11 protein-coding genes are annotated in these 11,377 nt (G+C 71.4%); 5 read left to right on the top strand and 6 right to left on the bottom strand.

Features of this window, described 5'->3' with window-relative positions; all coding sequences use genetic code 11:
- Window positions 1-185: 185 nt before the first annotated feature.
- On the top strand, window positions 186-971 hold the full coding sequence (locus ACWGDX_RS38585) for a polyprenol monophosphomannose synthase (RefSeq protein ID WP_453633390.1): 786 nt from the start codon (window positions 186-188) through the stop codon (window positions 969-971).
- 47 nt (window positions 972-1,018) lie between these two features.
- Window positions 1,019-1,627, top strand: a complete 609-nt coding sequence (fxsA, locus tag ACWGDX_RS38580) for an FxsA family membrane protein (RefSeq protein ID WP_453633388.1) — start codon at window positions 1,019-1,021, stop codon at window positions 1,625-1,627.
- Window positions 1,628-1,742: 115 nt separating this feature from the next.
- On the opposite strand, the gene ACWGDX_RS38575 is transcribed toward fxsA, so the two are convergent.
- From ACWGDX_RS38575 to yczE, 4 genes are all read right to left on the bottom strand, one after another.
- The gene (locus tag ACWGDX_RS38575) at window positions 1,743-2,117 is read right to left on the bottom strand and encodes an RNA polymerase-binding protein RbpA (protein WP_003959706.1); all 375 of its coding nucleotides are present in this window, start codon (window positions 2,115-2,117) and stop codon (window positions 1,743-1,745) included.
- Window positions 2,118-2,372: 255 nt separating this feature from the next.
- Window positions 2,373-3,737, bottom strand: coding sequence for an MFS transporter (locus tag ACWGDX_RS38570; RefSeq protein WP_453633386.1), 1,365 nt, complete (start codon window positions 3,735-3,737; stop codon window positions 2,373-2,375).
- Between the two features lie 41 nt (window positions 3,738-3,778).
- Window positions 3,779-4,543, bottom strand: coding sequence for a glycerophosphodiester phosphodiesterase family protein (locus tag ACWGDX_RS38565; RefSeq protein WP_453633385.1), 765 nt, complete (start codon window positions 4,541-4,543; stop codon window positions 3,779-3,781).
- Window positions 4,540-5,217 (bottom strand): membrane protein YczE, encoded by a 678-nt coding sequence (yczE, locus tag ACWGDX_RS38560; protein ID WP_453633383.1) that lies wholly within the window; start codon window positions 5,215-5,217, stop codon window positions 4,540-4,542. The genes ACWGDX_RS38565 and yczE overlap by 4 nt, the downstream gene beginning before the upstream one ends.
- A gap of 100 nt (window positions 5,218-5,317) precedes the next feature.
- Here yczE and ACWGDX_RS38555 point away from each other — a divergent pair, with 100 nt between their 5' ends.
- Window positions 5,318-6,817: an SCO1417 family MocR-like transcription factor gene (locus ACWGDX_RS38555; RefSeq protein ID WP_453633381.1), complete on the top strand. Its 1,500-nt coding sequence runs from the start codon at window positions 5,318-5,320 to the stop codon at window positions 6,815-6,817.
- A 40-nt stretch (window positions 6,818-6,857) separates the two neighbouring features.
- Here ACWGDX_RS38555 and ACWGDX_RS38550 read toward each other — a convergent pair whose 3' ends face one another.
- Together ACWGDX_RS38550 and ACWGDX_RS38545 are read right to left on the bottom strand one after the other, a co-directional pair.
- On the bottom strand, window positions 6,858-8,465 hold the full coding sequence (locus ACWGDX_RS38550) for a hypothetical protein (RefSeq protein WP_453633379.1): 1,608 nt from the start codon (window positions 8,463-8,465) through the stop codon (window positions 6,858-6,860).
- Window positions 8,466-8,505: 40 nt separating this feature from the next.
- Window positions 8,506-8,700, bottom strand: coding sequence for a hypothetical protein (locus tag ACWGDX_RS38545; protein WP_066952367.1), 195 nt, complete (start codon window positions 8,698-8,700; stop codon window positions 8,506-8,508).
- Between the two features lie 252 nt (window positions 8,701-8,952).
- Between ACWGDX_RS38545 and ACWGDX_RS38540 the strand changes: the two genes are divergently transcribed.
- Window positions 8,953-9,345: an ankyrin repeat domain-containing protein gene (locus ACWGDX_RS38540; RefSeq protein WP_363085484.1), complete on the top strand. Its 393-nt coding sequence runs from the start codon at window positions 8,953-8,955 to the stop codon at window positions 9,343-9,345.
- Between the two features lie 400 nt (window positions 9,346-9,745).
- Window positions 9,746-11,155: a HEAT repeat domain-containing protein gene (locus ACWGDX_RS38535; RefSeq protein WP_453633378.1), complete on the top strand. Its 1,410-nt coding sequence runs from the start codon at window positions 9,746-9,748 to the stop codon at window positions 11,153-11,155.
- The last annotated feature ends 222 nt before the right edge of the window (window positions 11,156-11,377 follow it).

The raw sequence follows: 11,377 nt of genomic DNA, 5'->3' as shown, positions 1-11,377 counted from the left end.
TCCCAGGTCGGCCCGAAGGGCGCCGGGCCCCCATCCGTAGTTCCCGTCCGTACTCGACCCGTGTTTCTGTCCGTACTTCCGTCCTTCTGTCCCCGGCGGCGTCCGGCCCTGTCCGACCGCGTCGGCGAGAGGGTGCCGCACGCTGGATAAGGTGGGTACCTGCGTACGGCAATTAAGGGGCAGTAGTGAACGACGGCGGTCAGAGGCGGTACGGCCCGCTCGGCACGGCCTTGGTGATCATCCCGACCTTCAACGAGGCGGAGAACATCAGGTCGATCGTCTCCCGGGTCCGCGCCGCGGTGCCGGAGGCCGACATCCTCGTCGCCGACGACAACAGCCCCGACGGCACCGGCAAGATCGCCGATGATCTGGCCGCCGAGGACGGCCAGGTCAAGATCCTGCACCGCAGGGGCAAGGAAGGTCTCGGCGCCGCCTATCTGGCCGGCTTCCGGTGGGGGATGGAGCGCGGCTACGGCGTTCTCGTGGAGATGGACGCCGACGGCTCCCATCAGCCCGAGGAACTGCCCCGGCTGCTGACCGCCCTCAAGAACGCCGATCTCGTCCTCGGGTCGCGCTGGGTGCCGGGCGGACGCGTCGTCAACTGGCCCACGACCCGGAAGGTGCTCTCGCGCGGCGGCAGTACCTACTCCCGGGTTCTGCTGGGGGTCCCGATCCGCGATGTCACCGGTGGCTACCGGGCGTTCCGCCGGGAGACCCTGGAGCGGATCGGCCTCGACGCCGTCGCCTCGCAGGGCTACTGCTTCCAGGTCGATCTGGCCCGGCGCGCGGTCGAGGCGGGCTGCCATGTGGTGGAGGTGCCCATCACCTTCGTCGAGCGTGAACTGGGCGACTCCAAGATGAGCCGCGACATCGTCATCGAGGCGCTCTGGCGGGTCACCGCGTGGGGGGTCGGGGCGCGCGCCAGCCGTCTGCTCGGCCGTGGTCCCGACGTACAGAACCGGCCGTCCTGATCCGCCCCCGTACGCCGTCGCGGGCCGCGCCCAGGCACACTGGGGGTATGACGACCGCGCACTCGCCCCGGACCGTTCCCAAGCGCTCCAGAGCCCGTACTTTCGTTCCGCTGGGCATCGCCGCCTGGCTGGTGCTGGAGATCTGGCTGCTGATCGTCGTGGCCGACGCGGCGGGCGGCCTGACCGTGCTGTTGCTGCTGCTGGGCGCACTCCTGCTCGGCGCCGTGGTCATCAAGCGCGCCGGCCGCCGCGCCTTCCGCAATCTGACCGAGACCGTGCAGCGGGCCCAGCGGCAGCAGGCGGAGCACCCCGGCGAACCCCTCGTACCGGAGCCCGCCAACAGCGGTGGCGGCAACGGGTTTCTGATGCTGGGCGGCCTGCTGATCATGCTGCCGGGACTGATCACCGATGTGGCGGGACTGCTGCTGCTCGTGCCGCCGCTGCGGACGGCGCTCAGCCGGTACGCGGAGCGGTCGCTGGAGCGGCGGATGGCCGAGGCCGCCCCACCCGGCAGTCTGGGTGACGCCTTCCAGCAGGCCCGTATGCGTAGGCCGGACGGCAAGGTCGTCCAGGGCGAGGTCATCAAGCACGACGAGCGGAATCCGGGCTCCGACGACGACAGCGGGAAGGGTCCGCGTCCGCCGCTGGCACCCTGACCCGTACGAGGAAAGCCGTACGGAAAAAGCCGCAGGCCGCGGCACATATTCATGTGACGCGGCCCGCGGCTCTGTGCTGTTGTCTCGCTTGTCGTATGCGGTGGTGGTTACGCGGTCAGGCGGACTTCCGACTGTCCCGCGGGTGCACGGCGATGTTCATGGCGCCGGAGCGCAGGACGGCCAGCCTCTCGGCCAGCACCTCCTCGAGCTCCTCGCGTGTGCGCCGCTCCATGAGCATGTCCCAGTGCGTACGCGCAGGCTTGCCCTTCTTCTCTTCGGGGCCATCCCCGTCCACCAGGAGTGCCTGGGCGCCACACGCCTTGCACTCCCACTCCGGCGGAATTTCCGCCTCTACCGAGAACGGCATCTCAAATCGATGGCCGTTCTGGCATGCGTACTCCACCGCCTGGCGCGGGGCCAGATCGATGCCGCGGTCCGTCTCGTAGCTGGTAACCACGAGTCGCGTGCCGCGGAGAGCTCGCTCACTCATGAATCGTGCCTCCCGGGCTTGTCGCCCACAGGACAGGTGTCGCTGTCGTCGTCATCCGGTCAACGTCCGGTCGGCGGTAAAGATTCCCCGTTCCGAGTCATGCGTCGCCCGTCGTGCCGCCCTTGTTGTACCCACCAGCGCCCGGTTTGTCACATCTAACAGGAGATGTCACCCAGCGATTCCGATTCCCGCATACGCAGTAACGGTCCGCCTGGCAGGCCAAACGCGTACACTACCGCCCTTTCACTTCAACGTCTAAATCCGTTCCGGTACGGGGTTTCCCGCGGCCGTGATCGCCCGGCCGACCGGAACCCTCGCCAGCAGGCCGAATCCGAGCACGAAGAAGACCACCAGCGAGATGATCGCATCCCGGTAGCTGCCCGTGAGCTGATACGCGAGCCCGAACACCAGGGGCCCCAGCCAGCTAAGCCCCCGGTCGCTCATCTCGTACGCGGAGAAGTACTCGGCCTCCTTGCCGTGCGGTACGAGATGGGAGAAGAGCGACCGGGACAGTGCCTGGCTGCCGCCCAGCACCAGACCGATCGCCGAGGCCAGCGCGTAGAACGCGACCGGCGCGCCGGCGGGCAGGAAGTAGCCGGCCGCGAGGATCAGCGTCCAGACGGCCAGCGAGCCCAGGATCGTGCGTTTGGCGCCGTAGACCCTGGCCATCCGGCCCATGCCGAGCGCACCGCCGACCGCCAGGATCTGCACCAGCAGCACGGCGACGATCAGTGTCGTCTGGTCCAGGCCCAGTTCCTCCGAGCCGTAGATCGAGGCCTGGGAGATCACCGTCTGGATACCGTCGTTGTAGACGAGATAGGCGAGCAGGAACGAGAGCGTCAGCGGATGGCGCCGCATGTCCCGCAGCGTTGCCCTCAGCTGACGCCAGCCCGCTCCCACCGCGCCCTCACCGACGGGCTCCCCGCCGTCCCGCGCCACCGCGCGGTCGCGCAGCCGGCGCAGCGGCACGATCGTGAAGGCGCCCCACCAGACTCCGGCCGAGGCCAGACAGATCCGTACCGCCGCCGACTCGGAGACACCGAAGGAATCATGGCCGGTGTAGAGCACCAGATCGAGTACGAGGACCAGCGCGCCCGAGGTGTAGCCGAAGGCCCAGCCGCGCGAGGAGACCGCGTCGCGCTCCTCGGGTCCGGCGATCTGCGGCAGATAGGCGTTGTAGAGCACCATCGAGACCGAGATCGAGGCGTTCGCCACGATCAGCAGCAGCGCGCCCAGCAGATAGCGGTCGCCGTCCAGGAAGAACATGCACGCCGTGGCGGTCGCTCCCAGATACGCGGCGGCGGCCAGCAGCGGCTTCTTGCGTCCCGTACGGTCGGCCACCGCGCCCACCAGCGGCATCACCAGCACCGCCACCACCACCGAGAGGGAGACCGCGTACGCGAAGACCGATCCCGCGCGCACGGGTATGCCCAGCGGCCGGACGAAGCCGTCGGCGTCGGCCGCCGCCTTCGCCACCGAGGTGAGATAGGGGCCGAGGAAGACGGTCAGCACACTCGTCGAGTAGACGGAGCACGCGAAGTCGTAGAAATACCAGCCGCGTTGCTCGCGTCTGCGGTCCGCCGCCCCGTCGGCCAGGTCCACGGCGGTCTCAGCGGTCACCCCGGGTGTCCTCGTTCCTTCCGTGCCGACGCCCCGCCCGGTCAATGCCAGGCTCCTCGCGCGGTCAACACCGTGCGCAGCGCTTCCAGTTGATCCGTCATGATGCCATCCACGCCGAGATCGAGCAGCGCCTCCATCCGATCCGGTTCATTGACCGTCCAGACATGGACCTGAAGGCCGCGCGCGTGGGCCATGCGGACGAAGCCCTCGTCCACCACCCGGATGCCGCTCTGTGTCTCGGGGACCTGCGCGCACACGGCGCCGGGGCGGACCGGGGCGGGGATCCCGTACGAGCGCAGCCGCAGGCCCAGCACGCCCCGTACCCCGTACGACGTGGCCAGCCGGGGGCCGGCCAGCCGGGCCGCGCGGGCCACCCTGGCCTCGGAGAACGAGCCGACGCACACCCGGTCCCAGCTCTTGGTCCTGCCGAGCAGCTCGACCAGCGGGACCAGCGCGGGGGCGGCCTTGATGTCCACGTTCCAGCACACCTCGGGAAACTCTTCGAGCAGTTCCTCGAAGAGCGGCAGCGGCTCGCTGCCCGCCACCCGCGCCCGGCGCACCTCCGCCCACGGCAGATCCACGATCCGGCCGTGGCTGTCGGTCACCCGGTCCAGGGTCGCGTCATGGAAGGCGACGAGCCGGCCGTCCGCGGTGGCGTGCACATCGGTCTCGAAGTGGCGGTAGCCGAGTCCGGCCGCGCGCCGGAAGGCGGCCGCGGTGTTCTCCAGGCCGTCCGCCGCGCCGCCGCGATGGGCGAACGGGATCGGTGTCGGCCGGTCGAGATAGGGGTGGGGTACGCGAGTCACCGCCGCAGTATGGCCCGTGCCGGTGTCCCGGCGGCGACGGCCGTACTGCCGGTGCCCGCCGCGGGGATGGCGAAGACGCGCAGGAAGAGCTGGGCGAGCGGACCGATGGCCAGGGCATAGGCGACCGTGCCGATCCCCACCGAGCCGCCGAGCGCGAAACCGGTGGCGACGACGGCGACCTCGATCGCCGTACGGACCAGCCGCACCGAGCGGCCGGTCAGCCGGTGCAGCCCCGTCATCAGACCGTCGCGCGGCCCCGGACCGAACCGGGCCGCTATGTAGAGCCCGGTGGCCACCCCGTTGAGGACGATGCCGGCGATCAGCAGCGCGATACGGGCGGCCGGACCATGACCGTCGGGAACGAGCGCGAGGGTGGCGTCCATCGCGATACCGACCGCGAAGACATTGGCGACCGTGCCCGGTCCCGGGCGCTGCCGGATCGGGATCCAGAGCAGCAGCACGACCGCGCCCACGGCGATCGAGACGACCCCCATCGTCAGCCCGGTCAGCTCGGCGAGCCCCTGGTGCAGCACACCCCAGGGCTCCAGCCCGAGCCCGCCGCGCACCAGCAGCGCCGCGCTCGCCCCGTACAGCGCGAGACCGACGGAGAGCTGCGTCACTCGGCGGGTGAGGCGGCGGGCGGGAGGCCTGGCGGGACGAGGGAGATCGGACATGACGCGGCCCCTTGGTGCGATGGTGGACTGGTACGTGTCACTCTGTGGCTGGCCGTTAGACGCCATCCATGGCCAATTTACGGAAGGTGGACTGATTTCCATGGCGCAGTGGACCTCAGCGGTCGGCGCGGCTCAGCTCGCCCGGCAGCTCACCGCCCGGCAGCCCACGTCCACGGGCCCCGGTACCCGCAGACCGCCGGCCTACCGGGCTCTCGCCGACGGCATCCGGCTGCTCGTCCTCGAAGGCCGGGTCCCCGTCGCCGCCCGGCTGCCCGCGGAGCGCGAACTCGCGCTCTCCCTCTCCGTGAGCCGTACGACCGTGGCCGCCGCGTACGAGGCGCTGCGCGCCGAGGGCTTCCTGGAATCCCGCCGGGGCGCCGGGAGCTGGACCGCCGTGCCGGCGGGCAATCCGCTGCCCGCGCGCGGACTCGAACCGCTGCCGCCGGAGTCGCTGGGCTCGATGATCGATCTCGGCACCGCGGCCCTGCCCGCCCCCGAGCCCTGGCTGACCCGGGCCGTGCGGGGCGCGCTGGAGGAGCTGCCGCCGTACGCGCACACCCATGGCGACTATCCGGCCGGGCTGCCCGCGCTGCGGCGGATGCTCGCCGACCGGTACACCGAGCGCGGCATCCCGACCATGCCCGAGCAGATCATGGTCACCACGGGCGCGATGGGCGCGATCGACGCGATCTGCCATCTCTTCGCGGGCCGGGGCGAGCGGATCGCGGTGGAGTCGCCCTCGTACGCGAACATCCTCCAGCTGATGCGGGAGGCGGGCGCCCGCCTGGTGCCGGTCGCCATGGCGGAGGGGCTGACCGGCTGGGACCTGGGGCGCTGGCGCCAGGTGCTGCGCGAGGCCGCGCCCCGGCTCGCCTATGTGGTCGCCGACTTCCACAATCCGACCGGCGCGCTGGCCGACGAGGACCAGCGGCGCCGGCTCGTCGACGCGGCCCGGTCGGCGGGCACGGTGCTGGTCGTCGACGAGACCATGTCCGAGCTGTGTCTCGACGCGGATGTCGACATGCCGAGGCGGGTCTGCGCCTTCGACCCGGCGGGCAGCACGGTCCTCACGGTCGGCTCGGCCAGCAAGGCCTTCTGGGCGGGGATGCGGATCGGCTGGGTGCGCGCGGCGCCGGATGTGATCCGGTCCCTGGTCGCGGCACGCGCGTACGCGGATCTCGGCACCCCGGTGCTGGAGCAGCTCGCCATCACCTGGCTGATGCGCACGGGCGGCTGGGAGGACGCGGTCGCCCTGCGCCGGGCCCAGGCGCGCGAGAACCGCGACGCGCTGGTGGCGGCGGTGCGCGAGCGCCTGCCCCGCTGGGAGTTCGAGGTGCCGCGCGGCGGGCTGACCCTGTGGGTGCGTACGGGCGGACTCTCCGGTTCCCGGCTGGCCGAGGTGGGCGAACGGGTCGGTGTACGGGTGCCGTCGGGGCCCCGCTTCGGGGTCGACGGCGCGTTCGAGGGATACGTACGGCTTCCGTTCACCGTGGGCGGCCCGGTCGCCGTCGAGGCGGCGGCCCGGCTGGCGGCGGCGGCCCGGCTGGTGGAGACGGGCGCGAGCACCGGAACGGACGCGCCACGCACTTTTGTCGCCTGACGCCGGGGAGAGCGAACGGCCCTCGGCCGCCGTCCGGTCCTCAGCCCTCGGCCGCCATCTGACGGCCGATAGGGCCCGACGGCTGGGGCGGTTCGACCGTACGGTGCGGCGTCTGCTCCCGCTCGGGCACCCGCTCGCGCCCGAGGGGTTCCGGCAGGAGCTCCAGGACGGCACGGCGGTGGGCGTCGCTCGCCCCGTCGTCGTACGGGTCGGGCGTCGCCGGGACCTGGAGTCTGAGCACCGGGCCCGCCCCGAGCCGCGCGTAGCCCCTGCCGGGTGGGACGTCCGGCGTGGGCGTGGTGTGCGGCGGCGCCCCGAGCACCGCTTCCACCTGCGGTGCCGCGACGGGTCCGAGAATCACCCGGGCGTGGGTGTGGGTCCGTACGGTCTCGTCGAGGGTGTCCAGACCGTCGAGGTGATCGGCCACCACCACGGTGATGTGGGCGGCCCTGCCGTGGCGCAGCGGTACCCGGAGCAGTTCCCGCGGATCGGTGCGTCCGTCGGCCGCCGCCAGATGCCCGAAGACGCTCGGCCGGTCCACCAGGATCCACAGCGGCCTTCTGGCGTCCTCGGGCACGGGCCGGCCCGACTGGCGGGCGTTGTTGGCGGCGATGAGCCGCCGCTCGGTCTCGTTCGCCGCCCATTCGAGGGTGGAGAGCGCGCCGGCCAGACCGCACTCCACGGCGAGCACACCGGTGCGTCCGGTCAGACAGCCGAACTCGCCGGTGCCGCTGCCCTCCACGATCAGTACGTCCCCGTGCGCGAGGGCCTGGAGGGCGATGGAGCGCAGCAGGGTCGTGGTGCCGCTGCCCGGGGTCCCCGCGACCAGCAGATGGGGCTCCGTCGAGCGCGGTCCGGTCCGCCAGAGCACCGGGGGCGCGTGCCGGCTCGCGCCGCCCGTGACGACCGGCACGGTGCGCGGCACCGCTCCGTCGTCGGTGAAGCCGAGGACCGTCTCGCCCGGAGCGGTGATGAAACGCTGGGCGGCGATGGCGGTGGAGAGGGCGGGCAGGACGGTCATCACCAGTTGGTTGGCCTCTTCCTGCCAGTCGAAGTGATATTCCCGGCCGCGTCCGGACTTGGCGTACAGCAACTGCTCGATCCGGGCCCGCGCGTCGGGCTCGCCGTCGGTGAAGTACGGGGGATAGCTGAGCTGGAGCCGGATGATCCGCCCCTCGCCGTCGAACGCGTGCTCCTCGAACGCCTTGCTCCACTCACCGCCGTGGGCGAAGAGCGGACTCGGGTCCTCGGGAACGGAGAGATACGGCACCAGCGCCTCGTAGAGGGACTGGAGTCGTTTCACCTCCGCTTCGTCGGGCCCGGTCCGCGCCGGCGGCGTTCGGTCGCGTCCCTTCCAGGCGGCCACGGCCATCACCGTGATCAGGGCCAGCATCGGCCCGTACGGGATGAGCGCGGTCACCAGGACGCAGGCCGCGACCAGGAACAGCGCGGGACCGCGCCGGTCCTTGGGCGTACCGGCCCACTTCTGGCGCCCTGCGGCGGCCAGCAGCCGCAGACCACGGGTGATCGTGATCAGCGGGTGGAGAACGTCGGTGGCGCTGTCGGCGGCCGTGCGGGCCAGATCGCGCCCGCGCGCGATCCGGTCGCTGCCGCTGGTCAGAATGCGGGGGAGTGGTCGCCGGGCCACGTCGGTCTCCTGTTGGATGCGGAAAGGGGATGGACGGGGGTCAGAATTTGATCCCGCCCAGAAGGCCGGCGAGGCTGGCGCCGCCGGCTGTGATGCTCGGGGCGATGGCGGTGCCCGCGAGATAGAAACCGAACAGCGAGCACACCATCGCGTGCGAGGCCTTGAGTCCGTCCTTCCGGAAGAAAAGGAAGACGATGATTCCGAGCAGCACCACGCCCGACATGGAAAGAATCATGAGGGTTCTCCTGGTAGAGGGGACAGTCACCATGAGTTCTTCCAGAATCACCGCAAGTATCTATGCGACAAAAGGTGCAAGTGAGTGAAATATCGGGTATTTCACTGCACTGGTCCATGACATGCCGCCGCGCGGCCGGGACGTCGCACGTCCCGTCCTGGGCAAGCGCCGCGCGCAGTACCCTGTCGGTTCACTCGTACGGCGTCAATGTGCCGTACGTACCAGGTCAACGGCGTGAAAGGCGGTCCACCGATGAGCGAAACCCCGGATCCCGAGGTGGTGGAGCTGGCTACGAGGATCTTCGATCTGGCACGGCGCGGGGAGACCGAGGCGCTCGCCGCGTACATCGACGCCGGTGTGCCCGCGAATCTCACCAACGACAGGGGTGACTCCCTGCTGATGCTCGCCGCCTACCACGGCCACGCCTCGGCGGTGGCGGCCCTGCTGGAGCGCGGCGCCGACGGGAGCCGGCCCAACGACCGCGGCCAGACACCGCTCGCCGGCGCGGTCTTCAAGGGCGAGGACGAGGTCATCAGGACACTGCTGGCCGGCGGCGCGGATCCGGCGCAGGGGAGTCCCTCCGCCGTGGATACCGCGCGGATGTTTGGGAAGACGGACCTCCTGGAGCTGTTCGGAGCCAGGTGAGAGACGTCGTAAATGTGGTCGCGGTGGCGAAATGGCTGGGTCATCATGACGTCGGGCCCGCAGGGGGCCACCGACGAGAGGCAGGGAAGATGGTCTGCGTTGAGCGGGAGACGACGGGCGGCCGAACATGTTGTCGCACGGCCTAGGGCCTGTCTGACACATCCCGACTGGCTCGCGACGCCTGGCACGCACGCTCGCCGCGTTGTCGGAGTCTCCCGAGTACGTCCCGTACACGGGCGATCCTCCGCCTCGCGATCGCACGCACCAGACGCCGCGAGCCCCGCCCCAAGGGGCGGACGGGCCATGTGTCAGACAAGCCCTAGACCCAGAAGGGTCGGCACCGGTTCCGGTGCCGCATCACACCCCGGTTGCGTCAACAGCTTGATGTGAGGCTTTTCCCATGTTCGATCCAGTCATAGCGCCGAGCGGCACTCTGCTCGGCCTGTTGCAGAGGGGCCGCGGCGACGGCACGCTGCACGCGCTCGCGGCGCCCCGCGCGGAGGCGCTCGCCGCCCTCAACCACTGCGTACTGAACGACCCCCGGCACGACTGGCAGGTCGAGAACCGGTCGCTGTACTACGCGCGCCTGTATCTGGATCTCCACGGCGGTCTCGACGCCATCGAGCACCACCTCTTCCTCGCCGAGGACCACTTCGACACCGAGGAGTCACGGACCGGGCTCGCGCTCGCCGTGCTGGGCCATCTCGCCTCCTACGGCAGGCGCGACGCCCTGGAACTGCTCCGGCGCTACGCGGCGACCGGCTCCAACTGGGCCTGGGCCCTGGACGAGCTGGCGCTGCGCGACGACGACACCGGTCTGCGCTCGCTGGCGCTGCCCGTCCTCGCCAGATTCCCCGCCACGCCCGAGGGCGACACCGAACTGGCGACCGCCGTACGCGACGCCTTCGAGCCCCGGCCGTGGCGGCTCTGGGCCGACGATCCCCGGCAGGAGATCGGCGCCCGGATCAGGGCCGCCGGTGAACAGGGCTCGTTCGACCGCTGGCAGCGCCAGCTCCGGCCCAGCGGTCCCCGGCCCGGCTGGAGCGTACAGGCCGTCTTCGACTGGGCCCAGCAGGCCCTGGAGCGCGGCTCCGTGCTCCATGTGCCCGCCGCGCGCTGCCTGAGCGCGGTCGCCGGGCCCGAGGACCGGGCGATGATCATCGAGGCCGCCCGCGGCGGACCCGACGGGGCCAGGTGCGCGGCACTCCACTATCTCGCCGAGGCGGCCGACCCCGTCGTCCTCGATCTGATCGAAGCGGCCGTCGGCGCGGACCGTACCGTCGCCGACGCCGCGGTCTCCGCCTTCGAGCGGATGTGCGGGGAGGCGGCCGTCGACCGGGCCCGCGGCTGGGTGCACAGGCCCGACGCCCTCGGAGCCTCCGCCGCCGGTGTGCTCGCCGGCCGCGGCGGCACCCGCGACACCCAACTGGTGCTGGGCGCGCTGCGCGAGACCGTACGGGCCGACGGACCCGACGCACCGGGACTGTGGACCCTCGTCGACGGCACCGGACGCCTCGGCATCGTCTGCGCGGCCCCCGTCCTGCGCCATGTCTACCGCGAGACCACCTCCTCGCACCTGCGCGGCCGCACGGCACGCGCCCTCGCCGCCACCGATCCCTCCTACGCCACCGGATTCGCCGTCGAATGCCTCTGGGACTGCGAGGAGACCACCAGAGAGGTCGCCGCGCTGCACGCCGAGACCGGCGATGTACGGGTGGCGGAGCGGCTACGGCGACTGGCCGCGGACCCGGCGGAGGAGGCCGAGGTACAGACGGCGGTACGCAGCAGAATCGGGCCGCTGTCCTCTTAGGGGCTCGGTGCGCCTCCGGGGCGCTCGCTGTGTCCATCAGCGGCCTCCGGCCGCGGGCGCTGCCGACGGTCGACCGTGCCCAACCAGAACATGTCCGCGACCCGGTCCTGTCCGCCGGGTGTGTCCTCGATCGCCGGACGGGCTTGAATCGCGGCCCGCGGCCGGAGCCCCGGCGGGAGGGGGGTGGGGTCGGAGGAGGTTCGGGTGCGGGCGGAAATCGTC

Source organism: Streptomyces sp. NPDC055025 (assembly GCF_053608565.1).
The sequence above is the reverse complement of the archived record's forward strand: the minus strand, read 5'-3'. Positions and strand labels throughout refer to the sequence as shown.